Annotated in this window: 19 protein-coding genes; 18 read left to right on the top strand and 1 reads right to left on the bottom strand. The window is 56.0% G+C overall.

The annotated features are described in order from the left end of the window. Positions 1 to 20: 20 nt before the first annotated feature. The 17 genes from parC (at position 21) to trmD (ending at position 20,006) form a co-directional block, all read left to right on the top strand. Positions 21 to 2,324, top strand: a complete 2,304-nt coding sequence (gene parC, locus ERD84_RS09195; RefSeq protein ID WP_130039324.1) for a DNA topoisomerase IV subunit A — start codon at positions 21 to 23, stop codon at positions 2,322 to 2,324. A gap of 113 nt (positions 2,325 to 2,437) precedes the next feature. After that, positions 2,438 to 3,472 carry a CDP-6-deoxy-delta-3,4-glucoseen reductase gene (locus ERD84_RS09200; RefSeq protein WP_130039325.1) on the top strand — a complete coding sequence of 345 codons (1,035 nt, stop codon included), beginning with the start codon at positions 2,438 to 2,440 and terminating at the stop codon, positions 3,470 to 3,472. A gap of 65 nt (positions 3,473 to 3,537) precedes the next feature. Further along, positions 3,538 to 4,791 (top strand): D-amino acid dehydrogenase, encoded by a 1,254-nt coding sequence (locus ERD84_RS09205; protein WP_130039326.1) that lies wholly within the window; start codon positions 3,538 to 3,540, stop codon positions 4,789 to 4,791. A gap of 6 nt (positions 4,792 to 4,797) precedes the next feature. Continuing rightward, on the top strand, positions 4,798 to 6,120 hold the full coding sequence (locus ERD84_RS09210) for an extracellular solute-binding protein (protein WP_130039327.1): 1,323 nt from the start codon (positions 4,798 to 4,800) through the stop codon (positions 6,118 to 6,120). 258 nt (positions 6,121 to 6,378) lie between these two features. Further along, positions 6,379 to 7,236 (top strand): TrbG/VirB9 family P-type conjugative transfer protein, encoded by an 858-nt coding sequence (locus ERD84_RS09215; protein WP_130039328.1) that lies wholly within the window; start codon positions 6,379 to 6,381, stop codon positions 7,234 to 7,236. Beyond that, on the top strand, positions 7,236 to 8,825 hold the full coding sequence (locus ERD84_RS09220; protein WP_130039329.1) for a hypothetical protein: 1,590 nt from the start codon (positions 7,236 to 7,238) through the stop codon (positions 8,823 to 8,825). The genes ERD84_RS09215 and ERD84_RS09220 overlap by 1 nt, the downstream gene beginning before the upstream one ends. 1 nt (position 8,826) lies before the next feature. Further along, positions 8,827 to 10,200: a type 4b pilus protein PilO2 gene (locus tag ERD84_RS09225; RefSeq protein ID WP_130039330.1), complete on the top strand. Its 1,374-nt coding sequence runs from the start codon at positions 8,827 to 8,829 to the stop codon at positions 10,198 to 10,200. Then, positions 10,118 to 10,573, top strand: coding sequence for a hypothetical protein (locus ERD84_RS09230; RefSeq protein ID WP_130039331.1), 456 nt, complete (start codon positions 10,118 to 10,120; stop codon positions 10,571 to 10,573). The genes ERD84_RS09225 and ERD84_RS09230 overlap by 83 nt, the downstream gene beginning before the upstream one ends. After that, positions 10,570 to 12,285: an ATPase, T2SS/T4P/T4SS family gene (locus tag ERD84_RS09235; protein ID WP_130039332.1), complete on the top strand. Its 1,716-nt coding sequence runs from the start codon at positions 10,570 to 10,572 to the stop codon at positions 12,283 to 12,285. Before ERD84_RS09230 ends, ERD84_RS09235 begins: the two co-directional genes overlap by 4 nt. After that, the gene (locus ERD84_RS09240; protein WP_130039333.1) at positions 12,282 to 13,418 is read left to right on the top strand and encodes a general secretion pathway protein; all 1,137 of its coding nucleotides are present in this window, start codon (positions 12,282 to 12,284) and stop codon (positions 13,416 to 13,418) included. The genes ERD84_RS09235 and ERD84_RS09240 overlap by 4 nt, the downstream gene beginning before the upstream one ends. A 27-nt stretch (positions 13,419 to 13,445) precedes the next feature. Next, positions 13,446 to 14,006, top strand: a complete 561-nt coding sequence (locus ERD84_RS09245; RefSeq protein WP_130039334.1) for a type 4 pilus major pilin — start codon at positions 13,446 to 13,448, stop codon at positions 14,004 to 14,006. Between the two features lie 64 nt (positions 14,007 to 14,070). Next, the gene (locus tag ERD84_RS09250) at positions 14,071 to 15,099 is read left to right on the top strand and encodes a hypothetical protein (RefSeq protein WP_130039335.1); all 1,029 of its coding nucleotides are present in this window, start codon (positions 14,071 to 14,073) and stop codon (positions 15,097 to 15,099) included. A gap of 43 nt (positions 15,100 to 15,142) precedes the next feature. Beyond that, the gene (gene alaS, locus ERD84_RS09255; RefSeq protein ID WP_130039336.1) at positions 15,143 to 17,764 is read left to right on the top strand and encodes an alanine--tRNA ligase; all 2,622 of its coding nucleotides are present in this window, start codon (positions 15,143 to 15,145) and stop codon (positions 17,762 to 17,764) included. A gap of 30 nt (positions 17,765 to 17,794) precedes the next feature. Next, positions 17,795 to 18,052: a sulfurtransferase TusA family protein gene (locus ERD84_RS09260; RefSeq protein WP_130039337.1), complete on the top strand. Its 258-nt coding sequence runs from the start codon at positions 17,795 to 17,797 to the stop codon at positions 18,050 to 18,052. 168 nt (positions 18,053 to 18,220) lie between these two features. Further along, on the top strand, positions 18,221 to 18,475 hold the full coding sequence (gene rpsP, locus ERD84_RS09265; RefSeq protein WP_013742489.1) for a 30S ribosomal protein S16: 255 nt from the start codon (positions 18,221 to 18,223) through the stop codon (positions 18,473 to 18,475). Between the two features lie 77 nt (positions 18,476 to 18,552). After that, on the top strand, positions 18,553 to 19,173 hold the full coding sequence (gene rimM / locus ERD84_RS09270) for a ribosome maturation factor RimM (protein WP_130039338.1): 621 nt from the start codon (positions 18,553 to 18,555) through the stop codon (positions 19,171 to 19,173). A 77-nt stretch (positions 19,174 to 19,250) separates the two neighbouring features. After that, on the top strand, positions 19,251 to 20,006 hold the full coding sequence (gene trmD, locus ERD84_RS09275) for a tRNA (guanosine(37)-N1)-methyltransferase TrmD (protein ID WP_130039339.1): 756 nt from the start codon (positions 19,251 to 19,253) through the stop codon (positions 20,004 to 20,006). Between the two features lie 55 nt (positions 20,007 to 20,061). Here the strand turns inward: trmD and ERD84_RS09280 are convergent, their stop codons facing one another. Continuing rightward, positions 20,062 to 22,914 carry a valine--tRNA ligase gene (locus tag ERD84_RS09280; protein WP_130039340.1) on the bottom strand — a complete coding sequence of 951 codons (2,853 nt, stop codon included), beginning with the start codon at positions 22,912 to 22,914 and terminating at the stop codon, positions 20,062 to 20,064. A 254-nt stretch (positions 22,915 to 23,168) separates the two neighbouring features. Here ERD84_RS09280 and ndk point away from each other — a divergent pair, with 254 nt between their 5' ends. Then, on the top strand, positions 23,169 to 23,594 hold the full coding sequence (gene ndk, locus ERD84_RS09285; RefSeq protein WP_130039341.1) for a nucleoside-diphosphate kinase: 426 nt from the start codon (positions 23,169 to 23,171) through the stop codon (positions 23,592 to 23,594). Positions 23,595 to 23,619 lie beyond the last annotated feature (25 nt).

A 23,619-nucleotide genomic window follows, 5' to 3' on the forward strand; every position in this document is an offset into this window, starting at 1 on the left:
AACACATACCGAGATACAAGATGGATAGTACACAAGCAGGTCTGTTCGATGGCGAACAGGGTGGTGACGACATCGCTCTGGCACATTATGCCGAGCAAGCTTATCTGGATTACGCAGTTTCCGTAGTGCGCGGGCGGGCTCTGCCGGACGTGGCTGACGGACAAAAGCCCGTGCAGCGACGCATTCTCTATGCCATGCAGGCCATGGGCCTGGGACCAAGTGCAAAACCCGTCAAGTCTGCCCGTGTGGTGGGTGATGTGTTGGGCAAATATCATCCGCATGGCGACCAAGCGGCGTACGATGCCATGGTGCGTATGGCACAGGACTTCGTGCTGCGCTACCCTTTGGTCGACGGCCAAGGCAACTTCGGCTCGCGCGATGGCGATAATGCCGCCGCCATGCGTTATACCGAAGCACGCCTGACCCCATTTGCCCGAGTCTTGCTGGATGAGCTGGACGAAGGCACTGTCGACTTCGTTCCCAATTATGACGGTAGCCAGAAAGAACCCGTGCTGCTGCCGGCGCGCCTGCCAGTGATGTTGCTGAATGGGGCATCAGGTATTGCGGTGGGTATGGCAACCGAAATTCCATCCCACAATCTGCGTGAGGTAGCTCGGGCCTGCGTAGCCATGATACGTAACCCCAAGCTGCCGGACGAAGAACTGTACACACTGGTGCCTGGCCCCGACTTCGCTGGTGGTGGTCAGATCATCACGTCGGCAGCCGATATCGCGCATATCTACGATAGTGGCAGGGGAGCCATCAAGGCCAGGGCGCGCTGGCAGTTCGAAGAACTGGCACGCGGACAGTGGCAACTGGTGGTCAATGAGTTGCCTCCGGGCACTTCTGCTCAAAAAGTGCTCGAAGAAATCGAGGATCGAACCAACCCCAAGGTCAAGACCGGCAAGAAGAGCCTCACTCCCGAGCAGCAGCAAACCAAAGCCCTGATGCTGGGGCTCCTCGACGCAGTACGCGATGAGTCAGGCAAAGATGCCGCCGTGCGCCTGGTGTTTGAGCCTAAAACGAGCCGCATAGACCGCGATGAGTTCGTCAATATGCTGTTGGCGCAAACCAGCATGGAAGGCAGTGTTTCGATCAATCTGGTGTGCATAGGCACCGATGGGCGGCCAGGCCAGCGCTCCTTGCGGCAGGTGTTGACCGAATGGCTGGGTTTCCGTGCCCACACCATGACACGCCGTACCCAGTACCGCCTGGATAAGGTTACCGACCGTATCCATGTGCTGGAAGGCCGCATGGTCGTCTACCTGAATGTGGACGAGGTCATTCAGACCATACGCGAGTCGGATGAGCCGCGTGCAGCCCTGATGCAGCGCTTTGACTTAAGTGAACGACAGGCTGAAGACATCCTGGAAATGCGCTTGCGTCAACTGGCTCGTCTAGAGGGGTTCAAGATAGAGAAAGAACTGGCCTCGCAGCGTGACGAGCAGGCCACGCTACGTGACTTGCTGGACAACCCTGGCACATTCAAGCGCCTGATGATCAAGGAAATTGAAGCAGACGCCAAACAGTATGGTGACGACCGGCGCACCCTGATCGAGGCTGCCGAGCGCGCAATACTTGAAAATCGGGTTGTCGAAGAACCCGTCACGGTTATTATTTCTCAGAAAGGCTGGCTACGCAGCCGTCAGGGGCATGGCCACGACGCCAGTCAATTCAATTTCAAGGCTGGCGATGGCTTGTACGATGCGATCGAGTGTCTGAGCACAGAAGAGCTGGTTGCATTCTCCAACACAGGCCGTGTTTATACCGTTGCCGTATCGAGCCTGCCTTCTGCGCGAGGAGACGGGCAACCGGTGACGTCCATGATAGAAATTGAGTCTGGCAGCCGTATTACGCATATGATTGCCGGGAACGCGCAGCATCGTTACGTGCTGGGTACGCAGTCGGGCTATGGATTCATCACTACCCTGAAAGACTTGACGACGCGCCAGCGTGCCGGCAAGCAGTTCATGACGCTGGACGATGGCGACATGCTGATCAAGCCTTTGCGTTTACGCGATACCGATCAGCACCTGGCCATGCTGACCAGAAAAGGGCGTTTCCTGGTGGTGGCCCTCTCCGAGCTGAAACGACTGTCTGGCGGTGGTCGGGGTACCATACTGATGGGACTGGATGCGGGTGATATGCTGGCTCAATGGGTGGCTGTGGGACCCAATGGTATTTTGGCCAAAGGCGTATATCGCAATCGCGATGTGGTCGAAACCCTGGGCCCGGATTTCCTGGATGAATACCTGGGCAAACGGGCACGCAAGGGGAAAAACCTCTCCGTCAAAGTCAAGCAGCCCCAGCTTTTGCCTGCCTGAGATATCCCGTGGCAAGACAGCGCTGAACCAGCGCTTTCGTTGCCAGGGCTTGTTCTGGGTTTACATGGTTAAAATTGTTGGTATCTTTCACATTATCCTTTTGTTCAGACCTTATGAGTTTCAAAGTCTCGGTTCAGCCCAGCAATCATGAATTCACCGTCGAGGACGGGCAGTCCGTACTGGATGCAGCTCTGGCTGCGGGTATCGTCCTGCCATATAGCTGTCGCAATGGTGCGTGTTCTACTTGCAAGGGTAAAGTGCTGGAGGGCTCTTACGATGCGGGGCCCAACCCGGCACAAATTCTTGCACCCGAAGAACTGGAGCAAGGCTATACCCTGTTTTGCCAGGCGCACCCAACCTCCGATCTGGTGATAGAGGCACACGAAATCCGCATGGCCAGCGATATCCAGATACGCAAGATGCCGTCGCGGGTCATGGCGATGGAGCAAGTCGCCACCGATGTCATGGTGGTCAAGCTGCAATTGCCTACAGCCGATCCTTTCCGCTATTACGCCGGCCAGTATCTTGAATTTATCCTGAAGGATGGCAAGCGGCGCAGCTATTCCATGGCTACACCTCCGGCAGACAGCAATCTGGTCGAACTGCATATCCGGCATACACCCGGCGGACGCTTTACCGACCACGTATTTGGGGCGGGCGAAACACAAATGAAAGTGCGGGAGATCTTGCGGGTTGAAGGGCCTTTTGGTTCGTTCTTCCTGCGTGACGACAGCAACAAGCCTTTGGTATTTTTGGCCAGTGGGACGGGTTTTGCGCCTATCAAGGCCATTGTCGAGCGCATGGTGCAGGAAGGCGTCTCGCAACCTGCCGTGCTTTATTGGGGTGGGCGCCGTCCGGCCGACCTGTATATGCAAGAGCAAGCTCGGCAGTGGGAGCAAGACTTGCCCGATTTCCGTTTCATTCCGGTTGTTTCCGAGGCACAAGCTGAAGATGCCTGGGACGGGCGTACCGGTTTTGTGCACCAGGCGGTCCTGCAAGACATTCCCGATCTGTCGTCATACCAAGTCTATGCCTGTGGTGCTCCAGTCATGGTCGATAGCGCACGCAAAGATTTCATTCACCAGGGTGGCTTGCCCGAAGAAGAGTTCTTTGCCGATGCTTTCACCACCGAGGCTGACGCAGTCTAAGCGCCGGCCATTCCTGGAACAGATATTCGGGGCGCGCCGCCCAATCAGTGTCAAAGGAGACATGCATGAAAATTGCGGTGCTGGGTAGCGGTATTATCGGCGTATCCACTGCGTGGTGGCTTAATCAGGCAGGTCACGAGGTCGTCGTGATTGACCGCGAAAGTGGGCCTGCCCAGGAAACCAGCCGCGCCAATGGTGGCCAGATTTCAGTGTCGTACTCCGAGCCCTGGGCCAATCCACAGGCACCGCTCAAGCTGTTGCGCTGGCTGTTCCAGGATAACTCTCCCATGCTGTTCCGGCCGCAGTTCGATCTCAGGCAGTGGTGGTGGGGCTTGATGTTTTTGCGTGAGTGCCTGCCGGGCCGGGTAGCGCCCAATATACGTGCCATGGTGCGTATGGCTGAATATAGTCGCAATACTCTGCAGGCCATGCGTAGCGAATTGGGTATTGAATACCACCATCTTGAGCGCGGCATACTGAATTTTTACAGAGATCAGGCAGAGTTCGAAAACTCCCAGCGAATGGCCGGCGTGATGCGTGATTTCGGTGTGGATCGCCGTATTGTCAGTACCGACGAAATCGTGCAGATTGAACCCGCCCTGGAAAGAGTGCGTCATACCATTGTTGGTGGTGACTACACGGCCGAGGACGAATCCGGCGATATCTACCTGTTTACAACAGCTTTGGCCGAGCAAGCACGCCATGCAGGCGTCGAGTTCCGCTTTGCTACGCAAATCAGCCGTCTGTTACCGGCTGGCGGACAGATACAGGGAGTTGAAGTCGTCAACCCCGATGGCTTGTACGATACGGTCAGGGCAGATGCCTATGTGGCTGCGCTGGGTTCGTTTACCCCCGCGCTTGTCACGCCGCTGGGGGTGCCATGCAATGTGTATCCTGCAAAAGGCTATTCAGCTACTTTCGATATCGTTGATGAGCTGGCAGCGCCCACTGTCAGCCTGACCGACAGCGCTCATAAGGTGGTGTATTCCCGCCTGGGCAATCAGTTGCGTATGGCAGGTACTGCCGAATTGTCAGGTTATTCGCGCGCGCTTAATACAAACCGTTGCGAAAATTTGACCCAACTCGCTCAAGAACTGTTCCCAACGGCCCTTGCTTTTGATAACGTACGCTACTGGTCTGGATTGCGACCAACAACGCCGTCCAATGTTCCGCTCATAGGTAGAACGAAAATTCAGAATCTGTACCTGAACACCGGGCATGGTTCTTTGGGCTGGACTATGGGCGTAGGCTCCGGACGTGCACTGGCAGATCTGATTTGCGGTTGCAAGCCAGAACCCGATTTCCCTTTTTTAGGCTAAGTTTTTATGAAGCTATCTTGGTTTTTCGACGCCCTGCGTACGGGGCGTACGGCTGCGTGCGTAAGCGCAGGCGCGATCTTGCTGTCTTCCACGGCGGCCGTCGCCGCAACCGATATTGTGCTGTGGCACTCGCTCAGCCCCCACAACGAAGACATATTCGAAGATCTGGTCAAGGATTTCAATAAAGAACAGGACGGGGTCAGAGTCAAGCTGAAGTCCTTTGACAGCGAAGCAGCCATCGAAACGGCCCTGGCAACTGAAAAAAAACGCGATAACAGGCCACAACTGGTACAGCTAGATGACGACCGGTCGCCCGAGGAGGTGGCCGGCCGCTCGTATATTCAGCCCTTGAATACTTTGCTGGCCAAGTATCCGATCAAGGATGCCAAATGGTTTCTATCGGACAAAAACACCTTTGCTCGTGACGCCAAGGGTCGCCTGCTGGCTTTTCCTTATATGGTCGATATTCCCGTCATGTACTACAACATCGACGCGTTCAAGAAGGCCAACCTTCAGCCCACAGTACCCGCGCGTGACTGGGCCAAGCTGCAGGCCCAGTTGGTGACACTGGCCAATAACGGCTCGCGTAAATGCCCCTTGACCAGCGATCAGCCAGTATCGGTCAACCTGGAAAACCTGGCAGCCGTGAATAATCAGCTATACGCAACCAATCGTAACGGTCTGACAGGCAAAGGCAAGCCGGCATTTGCCTTTGATGTGCTGTACATACGCCACTTGTCCATGATGATCAGTTGGGTCAAGTCTGAGCTCATGGTCAAGCCTGAGTTCAATGCCAATGCCACCAAGCGCTTTGCCAACAGTGAATGTGCGGTATTGTTTTCAACCTCCAGCAATATTGGCTGGTTCCGCGATAGCAGCAAGCTTGACTTTTCCTTGACGGGCCTGCCGTACTATCCGGCAATTACACCCAAGCCCGGCAATGCCTTTGTGGGTGGTTCGGCCTTGTGGGTTACATCCGGCCATTCCAAGGAAAGCGACGCCGCCAGTGCGAAGTTTCTGGCCTGGCTCGCCCAACCCAAGCGTGCGGCGCAGTGGCACCAGGACACGGGGTTTTTGCCCCTTACCGAGCAGGCGTTTAAAGAGACCGACAAGAGTTTCTACAAGAAGCTGGGTGACTGGCGTGAGCTGATTGCTGCATACCAAAAAGATCCGGCTGCCAATGGCCGCGGTTTTCGCATAGACAACTATCCGCAAATCCGGGCCATGTTCCACGAGACGCTGGAAAAAGCCCTGAGCGGTAACCAGACGGCACCTACAGCTCTTAAGACTGCGGCGGCACAGGCGAGCAAGTTGATGAGTAAAAAATAAGCAGTGTGTGCTGGTCATCACTCCCGCCGAAAGGCCCTGAGTGAATGATGGGTGGACAAGCATGCGACATATTCCCGATGTTGCATGCAAGCTTGAAAATAAAGCCAAGCAGCTGATTTTGCTTGGCTTTATTGTTTTTTGCGGTAGCGATAAAAGCTTCTATCCGTATAAGCCGGACTGTTGTGTGGCAGCGCCATGAACGCAAGATAGACCAGAACGCCAAAGGGTGGCGTTGGTTTCCTGTTTTGGGTGTGCGTCATGGTGAAAATACTTGCTGCTTCGATAGTGTTGGTTTTGCTGCCTGCGTGCGCAGGGGCTCCTGACTGGTTCCCCTCCGCATTGCGGGCGGCAGGACCAGTCCAAAATCAGCACGAGTTGTCCGAGTTCAGCTTCGCATGGGAGCTGTCAGGCAACAGAGAGGTTGCTCCTTTGCAAATATTTGACGACGGTCAGCGCGTCTGGCTGCAATTTGCGCCTGGGCAACCAATACCGGCAATATTTGAATTGCAGCCCGGCGGCGCACGTCCTTTGCCGTACACTCGCCAAGGTCCATACATTGTCCTGCCAAGTCTTTCCCAGCATCTGCAGTTCCAGGGCGGTGCATTGCAAAGTCAGGCAAAGCGTACAAAGGCGGTCCCCGCGCCAGCAACGCCAGCGCTCGACGCTCTGGCAACATCCGGGGTCGACTCCCAGGTAGTTGCACCAGCGCAAGATAAGTTACCTGCATTACAAGCGCTGCCACCAGAGACCTCGATAGACGTAAAGGTGTTTGAGCCTATTGTCGTCGAGCCCGCCGCCGAATCCGTTGCTCCGATACTGGTGCAGCATTATGAAGTCAGCCCGCTCGATCTGACCTTGCGTGCGGCGCTGACCAAGTGGGCGGGTGCGGCAGGATGGACTTTCGAGCCCGAGCATTGGGCTCTGGATGTCGATATTCCCATTGTCGGATCAGCCAGCTTCGCCTTGCCATTCAAGCAGGCCGTTCAGGAGCTTGTGGCGTCAACCGAGCTGGCAGACAGGCCCTTGCAGCCTTGCTTCTACTCTAATCGGGTCTTGCGTGTCGTGCCTTATGCACAGCCCTGCAACAGAACCGTTGGAACCGCGAGGGTGTCGTAATGATGCGCTGTCGACTTATCGCGGCAATGAACTGCTGCCTGGTTTTGTCGTCTTGTGCCTTAAGCGAGCAGGTCAGGCAGATTACCGACTCGATCAGCCAGGCACAATCCACGGCGCAAGACAAGCATGAGCACTTCTTGCGAGCTACGCAAGGCCTCGAGGTGCGTAAGGCAGCACAAGAGGTAGATCGTCCCTGGCTGGCTGGACGTGCTCAGCCGCTAGCCCGTGAAGTCACCTTGCCGCCGGCCTTGCGAGCAAACGTCAATACAACGTTGATGTTCGCCGATGGCCCGCTTGATCTGACTGGCATTGCCCAGCGCATTACGCTGGCTACTCATATTCCCGTACATGTGCGCCCCGATGCCTTGCTCCCTCTCGAGCAGTTTCTGCCTCGCCTTGCACAAGCGGGGCAATCGGGCAGCACCGTCAAAGAACCGACTAGAGTGACCCTGGCCGGAGGCTCAGAACCGTTAGGACGTATCCTGGATCGCATTGGTGCCCGTTTGGGTGTCATGTGGCGATATCAGCAAGATCGAATCGAGTTCTATCGTACGGAAACCCGGGTGTTCAATGTACGGGCACTGACCTTGAATGCCAGTGCCCAGGCCTCGCTGGGCCTGAGCGGAGACAATAATAGCGAAGGCTTTGTCAGCACGTCGCGCACCAGTCTTGACAGCGGCCAGCATGATGTTCTGGCTGTGGTCAGGGCCCGTATCGAACCCTTTCTTTCGCGTTCGGGCGTGCTGGTGGCCGAGGCGGGTGCCAGCTCATCCATCGTCGTTACCGATACCCCCGACGTACTCCAGCAGATCGCTGCGTACCTCGAGCACGAAAACCGGGCACTTACGCGCCGCGTGCGCTTGATCTTCGAAGAACTGACTATTGTGGTCAATGATCATGCCGAGGCTGGACTGGACTGGAACCTGGTCTTTTCCAGCGCCAAGGTGGCCGCAGCAATGACCATGGCGGGAGCCGGCATGGCTGAGCCCGGAATGATCAGCTTGGGCCTGAAGCAGGGCTCTTTTCAGGGTTCAGATGCCATCGTCAAAGCCTTGAGCGAGGTTGGGCGGGTCGTACGGCGCAGCAGCCTTCCTGTATTGACCCTGAATCGGCGGCCAGTTACGCATGCGGTGCGCACTACCTTTTCGTATATCGATAAGGTTCAGACCACTGCGCTGGCCAGCTCCCTGGGTATGGCTTTGCCATCGGTTTCTGTTAGCCAGCAGGAAGAAACAGTGGGCTCACTGCTTACTCTGGTGCCCGATGCCCAGGAAGACGGACAAATACTGTTGTCGGTGGCTTATGACAACACCGTGGCCCAACCACTCAAATCAGTCACTTTTGGCGATAAAGACAATCCCCTGCAGCTGCAACAAATCACTATCGACGGAAACGGCACCGTACAGCAGGTAGCACTTCAGCCAGGCCAACCGCTGTTGATTTCAGGGTTTGATCGTACACAGGAAGAGACCGAAGGCAGGCGTCTTAATCCCGGTATGCCGTTGGTGTTGGGTGGCAGTGACCGTGCTTCGCGCCAAAGCCTGATGACGGTCATGATAGTCACAGCGCAGGTCGAAGAGGGGTTCTGACATGGCGACTGCTCTTGCACCGCTGATACTGCCCACAGCCGCTGGCACCCTCGTGTTCGGCATGGACTGGTTTCCTATGCTGGGAGGCCAGTCTGGCAAGGCAGGGATGAAGCTGGCTCGCAGGCACAGATCCACGCACCTTGTACCGCCTGTTACTGCATTGGGTTCTATCGGTCTTGTATCGCTCAAAAGGCAAAGACCTTCAAGAAAAATCAAGATGTATTCCGCAGCACAGAATGTGGCGCAGCTTTTTTCCACTGGGTCGGTGGCCCTTTTGATTGAACTGCCGCAAATGGGGTACTGGCTGGTAGCCATCCACGAGGGCGCGGTGGTGACACGTACCGATCAAGTCTACCTGTCACTGGACGACGCTGGTGAAGTCATCGATAGCCTGAGTCAGGCATATCCACAGCTTCAAGTTCTCTCTCAGGAGCAAGACAATAAGCTGCCTACTCTGGATGGGATCGCTGCAGCCAGTGCCAGCTGTAGTCAATTGCAGCCCGTTCGGCGCTGGCAATCAGCCATGCCCTGGCCGGTGCAGGGCTTTGTGCTGGCGCTGGTTCTGGTCTTGTTGCTTCCTCGTGCTTTGCCGCTGTTCCATGGTGCTCAGACAAGCGTGCCAGAACCCCCGGTACTCAATCCGGCACAAGCCTGGCGTTTGGCCGTGACAGCTTCGGCCAACAGACACCGAGTACATGGTCGCAAGGGGATGCGTACCTTGATTGACTCTTTTCTTGCCCTGCCAACAAGTCTGGGCGGCTGGGCCCTGCAGCGCGCCATCTGCAAGCCCGAAGCAGGTCGCTGGTTATGTCAGGCCGAGTACGAACGGCAAGATGTCAAGGCAAGCAACAGCTCTTTTCTGGCCTCGTCTTTGCCTGCATGGAAAGCCGAGTTTTCATCACTCGACCGCGTGTCGGTGGGCTGGCAGATTGAGTCCCACGACATGCCTTTGTTGCAAGCAAGCCTGTCGTCCTCGGCACAGACTGAGCGTGATTTGTTGAGTGCCTTGCAGGGCATCAGACCCAGTTTTCTACAAATGCAAATAGGGCAGCCTGTACCCATTCCGTTGGTAGTGCCCAAAGACCAGCAGGGGCGACCATTGCCGCGACCGAAAGAGCAAATGGTCTATGCGTCCAGGCCTGTTCAGATTGCCGGGCCATTGCGTTCGGCCATTCTGTTGCTGCCCAACGCAGAAACCATGTCCTGGCTGAACGCCTCCCTGACTATCAACCAAGCCGACAAGGTTGGCTTGACCAGCAGCAAATTGAACTTGTCACTTCAAGGGCATATTTATGAAATTGATAACGCAATGGATGGTGGGTCTGGCACTGTTATGTGTGTCCAGCTTGACGACGGCCGCTGCGCCGGGCCATGAAGACCTGAGCAGTCATCAGATGTCAGTGCGTGAACTGATGTATCTCGATACTGCGTTGGCGCTCGAACATACCAAAGCGCGTCTGCGTCAGCAGCGTGTGGGACAAGACATTGCAGAGAATGCCGGGCAGATTGCGCAGAGTGGTGCGCTTAAGCTGCTGGCTATATACGGAGTCGGAAAAAAGTTGTTGGCCGAAGTCCGGATAGGTGAACGTACGCATATCTATATGCGTGGCCAGGCTTGGGCGGTAGGCATGAAGGCAAGCCCATCTTCTTATCGCTTGCAAGGCATATCTGGTTCTTGTGTGCATCTGAAGCGGGAGGAAGAAGGACATACTCTGTGCTTGCACCCGGGCTTATGGGGTGATAAATGAATGCAACACTTGGACAATGGCGTCGCACTACCCGACAGGACTTGGCTGCCGTTGCGCCGTCTACACGCTTCAACTCGGCTGCTGCAGTGACAATCTCCAGCGCTGACGATCTGGCTGCGTTGTGCCCCGCATTTGTCCGTTCCCTGAGTGCTCAGTTCGATGTAGAGTTGCTGGCGGGTCGTCTCGGACCTGTCCTCCTTGACGATCAGTCCGTAGCAATATTCTCCCTGGCCGAGCATGTAGGTAGCGACCAGGCTGATGAGTTGGAGCGTCGCGTTCTGGCGTCAGGATACCGTCTATCCAAGCCGGCCCGATACATTCTGGCTGCTCCTCTATTGCTGGCCGTCGCGCGCAGCCAGATAACACCCCAGTCTCTTGCCAGTCAGCCTCGCACCGGATTCGAGCAATCCAGAACCGCACTGGCCGAAGCTTTCCAGGACTTGCTTGGGTGGGGAGTGCGTCACGATGCCAGCGATATTCACTTGAACGTGCGTCTGAATGAGCCTGAATCCGAAGTGAAGTACACGGTATCGGGGCGCTATGTAGCTCCTGAGCGCTTCCGACGTATGCCTACCAGCACGCTGTTCGACATGTTGTCGGTGGCCTGGATGGATATCTGCGGCGGAAATGGCGCCGTATTCGATCCCTTCATCGAACAGCAGGGCAGCCTGGTAAAACAAGTCGATGGACAAAGCATCATGCTGCGTTGGGCATCGTTGGCTGCCGACGAAGGGCCCAGTGTATGCCTGCGTTTGCTAAGGCGTGATGCGGCTGCCCGTTTGCCTGATCTTGGGCAGCTGGGTTATCTGGCTGATCAGATATCGCTTGTAGACCGGGTCATGCAGTCTGAAGGCGGCGTGGTGATCTTTGCGGGAACGGTCGGTTCGGGCAAGTCCACCAGCCTAGCCTCATTGATTACACGGCTGCCCTCGCACCGCAAGGTAATCACGCTCGAAGAACCGGTCGAATATCTAATACCGGCCTCGATACAAAACTCTATTGCACGACAATTGCGCACTGCAGCACATGATAGCTATGCGTCCAAGCTCCGGGCATTGAAGCGTTCAGCCATGACCGACGTTCTTCTGGGCGAAGTACGAGATGAAGAAACCGGCAGGGCGTTCATGGACCTGGCCGGGTCTGGCGTCAATGTATACACCACGGTTCACGCACCATCGGCTGCTCATATTCCGCGTAGGCTGGCGTCCGATTTCATAGGCGTATCGTCGGATTTCCTGGCTACGCCCGGAATTCTCAAGCTCATGATATTTCAGGCATTGTTGCCGGTGTTGTGCCAGCAGTGTGCTTTGCCTGTCAGATATTTGCAAAAACTGGGCGGGCATTCTGGAAAGCACGGCCACCACCAGGGGCATGGCGCGGCATGGCTGGACCTGGTGCGGCAGCTCTACGACTGCTCCGGAGATTCCTGGCGCATACGCAACCCCGAGGGATGCACGGCATGCCGCAAAGATCGTCTGCCCGAACTGAACGGATACGCTGGCCGTACGGTCGTGGCTGAAATCATCGAACCTCCGCTTGGTTTGCATCAGGCGCGTTCTGCCATGGATTGCGCCATGCATAAAGCGGATGCAGGGCTTATCGATCTGCGCGATATCGAAGTTCGTTTCCATGCCTTCGAGACCGAGCAAGTCCGACGTGCGATGCAAGCAAAGGCAGCAGTACCCGCTGCAGGCTTGAGGATGGTGATATGAGCCATTATTCAGCACGTCGGCCGGTACGTGTGCAGTGGCTGCAGGCTTTGCTGCATCGCTACGACTGCCAAAGATTTTCGGCTGTTCGCGCCGATTACTACGACTATCTGGCGGCCTTGTTGCAAGGCATGCAGCAGGGCCGAACGCTCAAAGAGGTTTTTGAGCTGGATGCACGTCGTTACGGACCGCATTCGGTGCGAGGGCGCTTGTCCAGCCATTGGGCACAGTCCTACCAAATGGCCGGAGGTGATCTGTACACCACCTGGCTGGACAGCTTCCCGCAAAATGAGCTGGGCTTGTTGCGCGCAGCACAGGCTTTTGGCGGTACCGTCTTGCTGCGCACATTAGCTGAACTCTCTTCTGCGTTGCGGCTGGCTGAGCAAGCCAGGCATATCCTGAGCTCTACACTTTGGGCAGGGGTGACGGCCCTGCTCATGCTTTTTGTCATGATGCTGGCGGTGCCTGGTTTCACCGTACCTCGTCTGCTCAATACCTTCGATGCCGTGCCGGCTGAATACCATGGTCGGTTGACTGTCTTGTTGCTGCGTTTTGCGGGTGTCATCGAGGCGTATTGGCTGTTCTTGGCCGTGTTGTTGCTGGGTGGTGCATCACTGTTGCTATGGTCACTACCCAATACAGGTGGGCCGCTGCGTCGCCGGCTCGATCGCTATGCGTTCTGGCGTCTTTATCGTTATATCCACGCCTTGCGTTTTCTGAGCATGCTGGCCATTTTGCTGATGCGGGACGATGTCGGGTCCACGCAATTGAAGACTGTGCTGTCTTTGCAAAAAATGGGTGCTTCCCGCTGGCTCGACAGCTATATCGATCTCATGCTCGATCGCATTGACCTAGGCATAGCCGGTGCCGATACCTTTGATGTCAACTTACTGGATCAGCCGCACTTCTGGTTTCTTGCCGACATGATGACGGCCCGCGGACTTTATACCGGTCTGATGCTGGGTACTGAGCGCTTGCGCATCCATGTACTGAGTGCGACGGCCAGGCAGGCAGCCATATTACGGTGGTGCTTATTGTTGGGCTGTCTGGCTGGCCTGTTGGGCCTGGGTCTGTGGCATTACGCCGTCATCGATGAACTGCGTCGTTCACTCATGCTTTTCTACGCCAGCCAATAGGGGCCGGCTTATTTTCAAGGAGCTGTCATGTCTGCTATGAAGCCTGCCCAGCAGGGATTCTCGTTGATCGAAGTATCCATCGTCACCGCCATCGTCTTGTTGCTGGCCATTATCGGTGTGCCGGCGATCGGCGGCTATGTGGTTGAAAACAAGGTTCCCAAAGTGGGCGAGGAACTGGCTCGATTCATTCTTCAGACCAAGGTCAATGCGCCCAATGGTTCCAGCACACCTTATAGCGGTATCTCCACCTTGAACTTTGCGAGCATGGTTCACGACTCCAGCATCTTCACGGTGTCAGGCACCGGGGCGACAACCAAGGTGATGCATGGTTTGGGAGCAGGCGGCGAAGTGAGTGTGGCGGAGTCTGATTCCGGAGCGGCGTTCTCCATTACGCTATCCAAGGTACACGATGCAGCCTGCCCGTCCATAGCCTCGGTCATGCAGCGGGTATCAGACACTATCACGGTCGGTTTTGATGGTCAGGCTGCTACAGCCGTCAAAGATCAGAGCACACATTACAGCGCCCTGGCTGCAGAGTCTTATTGTGCGGCCGGCGCGGTCAATACCTTCGTCTTTACAGCCAGCTGAGTCGTCAAGGCCGGTCAAGGAGGGTCTTCAGTATGGAGCAATCAGGCGATCGGAGTGCGGTGCCATGACAGTGCGCAGGCAACAGGGGTTTGTATTGCTGGAGTTGGTCCTGGCTGTATTGCTGGCTGCCCTCTTGGCAGGGTGGGGCACGCAAACATTGATCAACAAGATCAACGATGCTGGTGCCCAGGCGCATGCGGCATGGATGTTGTCACTCAAGAAAGCAGTGCAAGATTACATAGAGCGCTATGCGAGTGCTTTGGCGCAGGCCGGACACACTGCGGCGCTGGTTGATGCGGGGTATGTTGATTGGGCACTCCCCACGATTGATGAGCTCAAGGCTGATGGTTTGCTTTCACCAGGCTTTCCAGGCCATGTTCGGCCGGGTGGGGGCGCTACGGTGCGTCTCATGCGCCATGGCGCATGCCCGGGAGGCAACTGCCGCATCGAGGCCTTGATTCATAGCAATAGTCCTTTTCTAAAGAAGCACACGAATCGTGTTGACGAGCAAATGGTGGCCCAGTGGCTGATGGCCAGTCAGGGTTGGGGAGGGTGGGTTGATGGCAAGCGGCCGGGGGTCCTGGGCGGTGCGGCGTTCGAATATGCCAACCCACCCTGGTCCGGTACACCCTTGCCAGCCGGAACAGTGGCGCTCGCCCTGACTTCAGAACAACTGCACAAGCTTGATTTTCTGCGCGTGGGCGATGAGCGTGATCCTAGTTTTCAGGGAACCGCCACCGTGCAAGGGACGATCCAGTCTGGTGCCGACCTGCGTGTGCAGCGATATCTATATCTGAATACGCCTGAGCAAATGCTGCAGCCTTGTGTCGATGAGGGCGCAATTAGCCGTGAGTCCAACGGAGGCATGCTCATTTGCCAAAACCAACTGTGGCGCCCGCTTGCGCGTCGCAGCGCGGGAGGCTTTTCCACTCATCAGTGGCGGGGGTGCCAGAACAGTTTTGGAACATCCACAGCCAATCCGGTGACGGGTGGCTGCAGTTGTCCTGAGCACTCCACGACGGTACAAATTTCCGACAGTGGTCCTCAGGTATACCCGGAGGGTCGAACCGTAGGATTTTTGTGTGTGGATTAGTGTTTATAATGCTTGGTTACCTATCAATACGTGCTTTTCTGCAATGAAAACCTCCGAAATACGTCAGAAGTTCCTGTCTTTCTTCGAGTCGAAGGGACATCAGGTTGTGCCTTCTTCGTCGCTCGTGCCTGGCAACGACCCTACCTTGCTGTTTACCAATTCGGGCATGGTCCAGTTCAAAGACGTATTTACTGGCAAAGAAAGCCGGCCCTATAGCCGGGCAACCTCATCGCAGCGCTGTGTGCGGGCTGGTGGCAAGCATAATGATCTTGAAAATGTCGGTTATACCGCCAGACACCACACCTTCTTCGAGATGCTGGGCAACTTCAGTTTTGGTGATTACTTCAAACGAGATGCCATCCAGAATGCCTGGGAGCTGCTCACCACGGTTTATAAGTTGCCTGCAGAAAAGCTGTGGGTGACGGTCTATCAGGAAGACGACGAAGCCTACGATATATGGGCCAAAGAAATCGGCGTGCCAGCCGAACGCATCGTGCGTATCGGTGACAATAAAGGTGCCCGTTACGCATCAGACAACTTCTGGCAGATGGCAGACACCGGCCCTTGCGGTCCGTGCTCCGAAATTTTCTATGACCATGGCTCCGATGTCTGGGGTGGGCCTCCCGGGTCTCCCGACGAAGACGGTGACCGCTACATCGAAATCTGGAATCTGGTTTTCATGCAGTTCGAGCGCGATGCTGCAGGAAACATGCCCTTGCTGCCCAAGCCCTGTGTCGATACTGGCATGGGCCTGGAACGTATCGCAGCGGTGCTGCAGCACGTGCACTCCAATTACGAAATCGACCTGTTCCAATCCTTGATCAAGGCAGCTGCCCGCGAAACCGGCACAACTGATCTCGCCAACAATTCGCTCAAGGTGATTGCCGATCACATTCGTGCTTGCAGCTTCCTGGTTGTCGATGGTGTCATCCCCAGTAACGAAGGCAGAGGCTATGTCTTGCGTCGAATTGTGCGCCGGGCATTGCGTCATGGGCATAAATTAGGTCAATCGGGCGTCTTTTTTCATCGCTTGGTAAAAGATCTGGTCGCCGAAATGGGGCAAGCTTATCCCGAGCTGGCCGCCCAACAGTCCCGAGTCGAACAGGTACTTAAACAAGAAGAAGAGCGCTTCAGCGAAACACTGGAAAATGGCATGAGAATTCTGGACGCAGCGCTTGCCGCCGTTCCCGAAAAAGGCATGCTCGATGGCCAGACCTTGTTTACCTTGTACGACACCTATGGCTTTCCTGTCGACTTGACCGCCGATATCTGCCGTGAGCGCGAAATGCAGGTCGACATGGCGGGCTTTGAAGTTGCCATGAACCACCAGCGTGAGCAGGCGCGCGCTGCGGGCAAGTTCAAGGCGGCTGAAGGCCTTAGCTATAGCGGAGTCGACACCCGTTTTGACGGCTACGATCATTTGCAAAGCCAGGGGACGGTTACGGCGCTGTATGTTGATGGAACCCAGGTTGAATCCGTGTCTGCCGGTCAGCAAGCCATTGTTGTACTCGATGCCACACCTTTTTATGCCGAATCCGGCGGGCAGGTTGGTGACGCTGGCATCCTGCAGGCACATGGCGCTCGCTTTGCGGTAGCCGATACACAAAAAATCCAGAGTGCCGTCTTTGGTCATCATGGCGAAATGCTGGAAGGTGTACTAGCCGTTGGCGATACCGTCGATGCTCAGGTCGATACGGTGCGGCGCGCGCGTACGGTACGCAACCATTCGGCCACACACCTTATGCACAAGGCATTGCGTCAAGTACTGGGCAGTCATGTGCAGCAGCGGGGCTCCCTGGTTGACCCTGATAAAACCCGTTTCGACTTTGCCCACGATGCGCCCATGACGCCAGAGCAAATTGCGCAGGTCGAACGCATCGTCAATGCCGAAGTGCTGGACAATCACGCAACCCGGGCCCAGCTGATGTCCTACGATGACGCCGTGCAAGGCGGCGCCATGGCTTTGTTTGGCGAAAAATACGGCGATACGGTACGTGTGCTCGACATCGGTTCTTCGCGCGAACTATGTGGTGGTACGCACGTAGCACGTACAGGCGATATCGGTTTATTCAAAATAACCTCAGAGGGCGGTGTGGCCGCCGGTGTGCGTCGCGTCGAGGCGATTACTGGTGATAACGCCGTTGCCTGGGTGCAGCAAACCAACGACACCTTATTGCGTGCTGCCGGTTTGCTGAAAACCCAGCCTGCTGAGCTGGTTGAGCGTGTAGCACTGATGCAGACTCAGACAAAAACCATGGAGCGTGAGCTGGATCGCCTGAAAAGCAAGCTGGCTGCATCGGCCGGCAACGACTTGGCCAGTCAGGCCGTTGTTCTGCAAGGCGAAGCCAAGCTCTTGGTGGCCAGCCTTTCGGGTGTAGATCCCAAAGCCTTGCGTGGCATGATCGACCAGCTTAAAGACAAGCTCAAGTCGGCGGTTGTGCTCCTGGCTGCGGTGGCCGATGACAAAATCAGTCTGGCAGCCGGAGTCACCGGTGACTTGGTCAGTCAGGTCAAGGCGGGTGATCTGGTAGGCATGGTGGCGGCCCAGGTGGGCGGCAAGGGTGGTGGCCGGCCCGATATGGCGATGGGTGGTGGTACTGACGTGGGTGCTTTGCCAGCGGCAACCGCCGGTGTTGAGGCATGGGTGCGTGAGCGCCTGGCTTAAAGTGCAATGCCCAATATATCGAAACCGCTCATGACTGATACCGACCAATCCTTGCCTGATGCCCAGCTTGAAGTCGATGCTTCGGGCCTGAAATGCCCCTTGCCCATCTTGCGTGCCAAGAAGGCGCTCGCCCAAATCGAGGGCGGGCAGGTTCTTAAAGTCATCACGACCGACACGCACGCAATCAAGGATTTTCAGGCGTTTGCGAGGCAAACGGGTAACACACTAGAGGCACAACTCGAAACCGAGACAGGCGCGGTGCACTATTTGCGTCGACGTGCTACATAGCATGTGGTGTGGCGCTTGTGGTTCCGAAACAAGGCCGCAAGCTTACCGCGCTATTCGGTTTGTTGCTTTTTGATTGTATATTTAGAGATTCAGCACGGTATGGTTTGCGAATGCTAGCCAAAAAGTGCTAGAATCTTTTGTTTTTCACAGTATTTTCAAAGGATTACCATGGTTGTGATTCGTCTAGCCCGCGGCGGCTCGAAGAAACGTCCGTTTTACAACGTTGTAGCAGCCGACTCGCGTAATCGTCGCGACGGTCGTTTTATCGAGCGCGTAGGCTTTTACAACCCTGTAGCCAGCGAAGGCCAGGAAAATCTGCGTCTAGCCCTTGATCGCGTTCAGTACTGGACAGAAAACGGTGCGCAGTTGTCGCCTGCAGTAACTCGCCTGGTTAAAGAGTTCTCGGCTAAAGCCGCTGCCTAATAGCGCATATTGCTGTTGCAGGCTCGCAGTGTTGCGAGCAAGCTGCGACGGTAAATAGTTGACCATTCAAAGGCCACATGAGCACGTCCACGACGCTGCCTTCCCAGGCACCAACAGATCTCGTGGAGCTTGGTCGCGTTGTGTCGGCCTATGGCGTGCGTGGCTGGGTCAAGATCCAGCCCCATTCTTCAAATGGCCAGGTTTTGCTCAAAGCAAAAACCTGGTGGCTCAAAGCGCCCACGCTTAAAACAGGCCTGGGCGCTTCGGCGTTGGTGTTCGCCACCAACGTAGCAGCCAGTCGGCCTCAAGGTGCCACAGTGGTCGCACAGCTTGATGTTGTGGCCGACAGAGACCAGGCCGAAGCCCTGAAGGGGCATACGGTGTGGGTTCCTCGTGCCGAGTTTCCTCCTGCTGAGGATGATGAATATTATTGGGTAGATCTGATCGGTTGCCGCCTGTTTGGCGAGCACGACGGGCAGTCTGCACTGATCGGTCAGGTACTCGATGTGGTTGATAACGGTGCACATGCCGTCTTGCGTGTGGCAAGGGCAGAGTTTGATGCCGAAGGCGACCTGGTTTTCCTGCAATCCAGCAAAGGTAAATCCATAGAGGTTCTAGTGCCTTTTGTGGCCGCCCACGTACACACGGTAGACCTTGCAGCACGACGTTTGGATAGCGACTGGCCAGTGGAGCTGTAAACACGTCAGACGGAGATCGAACCTTGGCTTTCGGTGCCGGCTCCCAAGACTGTCAATACGGCAAAAGAGGCACAAGCATGCGTTTTGATGTGATTTCCCTGTTCCCCGATATGTTCTCCGTGGTCCGTGACCTGGGGGTCACCGGGCGTGCCCACAAGCAGGGCCGCTGGTCGCTGGGCTTATGGAATCCGCGCGACTATACCCACGATGTGCATCGCACGGTTGACGACCGGCCTTATGGAGGTGGTCCCGGTATGGTGATGATGGCTGAGCCCCTCGAGCAGGCTGTGCAGGCAGCGAAAACCGAGAGGACAGACGCAGATGCGGCGTTGCCGGTGATTCTGATGAGTCCGACAGGCCAACGCTTCGATCAGGCCATGGCACAGGAACTGGCGCTTAGCCCGGGTGCTGTTCTGGTCTGCGGACGATACGAAGGCGTGGACCAACGGTTTATAAAGCGCTGCGTGACGCACGAGGTTTCCATCGGGGATTTTGTGATGTCGGGGGGTGAGATTGCTGCCCTGGCCATCATGGACAGCGTGCTGCGTTTGTTGCCGGGTGTGCTGAACGATGCGGAGTCGGCCCGGCAGGATTCTTTTAACGAGGCCTTGACGGGCTTGCTCGATAGTCCGCATTACACGCGCCCTGAGCAATATCAGGGCATGACGGTGCCGGCTGAGCTGCTGTCGGGGCACCACGCGAATATTTCAGTCTGGCGACGCAGGCAGTCGCTGATCCTGACTGCGCAGCGTCGGCCGGATCTGATTGAGTCTGCCAGGCGTGCAGGTTTGCTGTCGAAAGCTGATGAAAAATTCTTGGCGGAGTTGGGCTGAGTCGTCGGGCGCTGCAAGGTTTGTAAGCCTGCCGGTATACCGGCAGGCGCACTGACTACCCTAGTTTGGCCAACTGTTCCTGCACCTTGGTGAGTGTCTCGCCAAACTGTGCAACCCGGTTCTTTTCCTGCTCAACCACCGCAGCTGGAGCTCGCTCGACAAAACTGGCATTCGACAGTTTGCCGTTGGCCTTGGTGATCTCATTTTGCAGACGTTCGATTTCTTTGCTCAGACGAATCCTTTCGGCCTCGACATCGATCTCGACGTGCAGCATCAGCTGAGTCGTGCCGACGATCTGCACCGGTGCGCCCACATCGGGCAACTGATCGACAATCTCTACACCCTCCAGCTTGGCCAGAGCGGACAGATACATGCCATTGGCTTCCAGTACCTTACGCTTGCCCTGGGCAATAAGCGGAACCCGTTGTGCGGGTGACAGATTCATTTCGCCACGCAGCGCACGCACTGCCTCCACCTGGGCCTTAAGCTCTGCAACCTGGGCCTCGGCCTGTTCATTGATCAAGGTGCTATTGGGAGCAGGGTAGGGCTGTACGCTTACGCTGGTCTCGTCCTCGGCCTGACGCTTGCCCGCCACCAATGATACTTTTTGCCAGAGCTCCTCGGTAATGAAAGGAATGATCGGGTGAGCCAGGCGCAATAGGGTTTCGAGAACACGGATCAGTGTGCGGCGTGTGCCCAATTGCGCTGCCGGCGTGCCGTGCTGGATCTGTACTTTGGCGAGTTCGACGTACCAGTCGCAGTATTCATTCCAGATGAAGTGGTAAAGCGCATTGGCGATGTTGTCGAAGCGGTAGTCGGAAAAACCGCGTTCGATATCGGCCTCGAGACGCTGCAGCTGACTGATGACCCATTGGTCAGCGAAAGACAGCTCTGGTGTGACCGCACTGCCTTCAAGTGCGTGCCCTTCGGTGTTCATCAACACAAAGCGCGTTGCATTCCAGAGCTTGTTGCAGAAATTCCGATAACCTTCGCAACGCTTCAGGTCGAAATTGATGTTGCGCCCCAGCGTCGCGTAGGCGGCCATGGTAAAGCGCAAGGCGTCGGTACCATAGGCGGGGAAGCCATTGGGGTAATCTTTGCTGGTTTTCTTGCGTATGCTGGCTGCCTGCTTGGGATTCATCAGACCACTGCTGCGCTTTTCCAGCAAGTCTTCAAGAGCAATGCCGTCGATCAAGTCTACAGGGTCTATGGTATTGCCCTTCGACTTGCTCATTTTCTTGCCGTCCATGTCGCAAACCAGGCCATGCACGTAGACGGTTTTGAAGGGGACCTTACCCGTCATGTGCATGCTCATCATCACCATGCGGGCGACCCAGAAGAAGATGATGTCGAATCCGGTGACCAGCACACTTGAGGGCAGATAATGATCGAGGTCGGGTGTTTGCTCGGGCCAGCCAAGATCGGTAAACGGTACGAGAGCGGATGAAAACCAGGTATCAAGCACGTCGGGGTCGCGTGTGAGAGGACCGCTGACGCCGGCAGCCTTGGCTTGCTGCAAGGCGTCGGCTTCGCTGCGCGCAACGAAGATTTGTCCGTCTTCGGCGTACCAGGCGGGGATCTGGTGGCCCCACCACAACTGACGAGAAATGCACCAGTCCTGGATTTTTTCCAGCCACTGGTTGTAGGTTGTGGTCCAGTTTTCGGGATAGAACTTGATGCGGCCGTCGGCGACAACCTCCAGGGCCACGTCGGTAATGCTTTTGCCGGGGTGTAGGGTGTCGGTTGGTGCCGGCTTGCTCATGGCCACGAACCATTGGTCGGTGAGCATGGGTTCAATCACTGTATTGCTGCGGTCGCCACGAGGAACCATGAGTTTGTGCGGCTTGACGCCTTGCAGGGCGTTTTGTGCATCCAGGTCGTCGACGATGCGTTTGCGCGCTTCGAAACGGTCCAGCCCGCGATAGGATTCAGGCGCTTCGTCGGAAATTCTGGCATCAAGGGTAAGGATGCTGATCATGTCCAGGCCGTGGCGCTGTCCGACGGCATAGTCGTTGAAATCGTGCGCGGGTGTGACCTTGACGACGCCAGTACCGAATTCGCGGTCGACGTAGTCGTCGGCAATGATGGGAATCTGGCGGCCTACCAAGGGCAGCTCTACGGTAGCGCCAATCAGGTGTGCATAACGCTCGTCTTCGGGGTGCACCATGACGGCGACGTCGCCCAGCATGGTTTCGGGGCGGGTAGTAGCTACCACCAGATGGCTGATGCCATCGACGGGTTTGGTCAGTGGATAGCGTATTTCCCACATGAAGCCGTCTTCTTCCTCGCTGACGACTTCCAGGTCGGATACTGCGGTACCCAGGACGGGGTCCCAGTTGACCAGGCGTTTACCTCGATAGATCAGGCCCTGCTCGTGTAGCCGTACAAAGGTTTCTACGACACCGCGCGACAGGTTGTCGTCCATGGTGAAGTATTCACGTTCCCAGTCGCATGAAGAGCCCAGCCGACGGAATTGTTCGGTGATGGCGTTGCCTGATTTCTGTTTCCATTCCCAGACTTTCTCTACGAACTTTTCGCGACCGAGATCGTGGCGTGATACGTTCTGGGCATCAAGTTGACGCTCAACGACAATTTGCGTGGCGATGCCCGCATGATCGGTGCCTGGAATGAACACGGTGTCATCACCGCGCATGCGATGGTAGCGAACCAGGCCGTCCATGACGGTCTGGTTGAAGGCGTGTCCCATGTGCAGCGTACCGGTCACGTTGGGAGGGGGAAACTGAATGACAAAAGCCTGGCTCTGAGCGGCGTTGGCGGGTGCAACATGCTGGCCACCGGTAAAATAACCTTTGCGTTCCCATTGCGCATACCAGTGCGACTCAATTTGTTGTGGATCGAAGCTTTTGGCGAGTTGATCGGTATCGTTCTGACTGGGATTTATGGTCATGGTGTGAGGATGCGTGCGAGTTGCCGCGTAAGGGCAAAAGTCTGACTATATCTGAAACCCGCTATATATGCGGGGCACCTGGTGGCATGTTAAAATGCCCGGTTAACATAAACTTTAGCAAAGTTATTGTTTTTATTAAAGATTTTTGGTTTTTTCAATTTTCAGGCATCTCCTTGGCCAACAATTGCTCAAACCAGTTCTTTAGAAATTTAGATTCTGCCTTTAAACCACCTATATTTTTGTTTGGACCTCATATGGCTATTGAACGCACTCTTTCCATTATCAAACCTGATGCCGTCGCCAAGAACGTAATTGGCCAGATCGTTGCCCGCTTCGAAAAAGCCAATCTTAAAGTTGTGGCTGCTCGTCTGCAACAGCTCTCGCGCGACGACGCCGAACGGTTCTATGCTGTGCACAAAGAGCGTCCTTTCTACAAGGATCTGGTCGATTTCATGGTGTCGGGTCCTGTGTTCGTTCAGGTTCTCGAAGGCGAAAATGCCATCCAGACCAACCGCGACCTGATGGGCGCCACCGACCCCAAGAAAGCCGATGCCGGTACCATCCGCGCCGATTTTGCTGACAGCATTGATGCCAATGCCGTGCATGGCTCCGACGCCGCTGAAACCGCTGCCATCGAAATCGCTTTCTTCTTCCCTGAAAGCAACATCCACAGCCGCTAATTGCAGCGTTCGCGATATTCACACT

This window comes from Pollutimonas harenae (assembly GCF_004153685.1).
Lineage (GTDB): Bacteria > Pseudomonadota > Gammaproteobacteria > Burkholderiales > Burkholderiaceae_B > Pusillimonas_C > Pusillimonas_C harenae.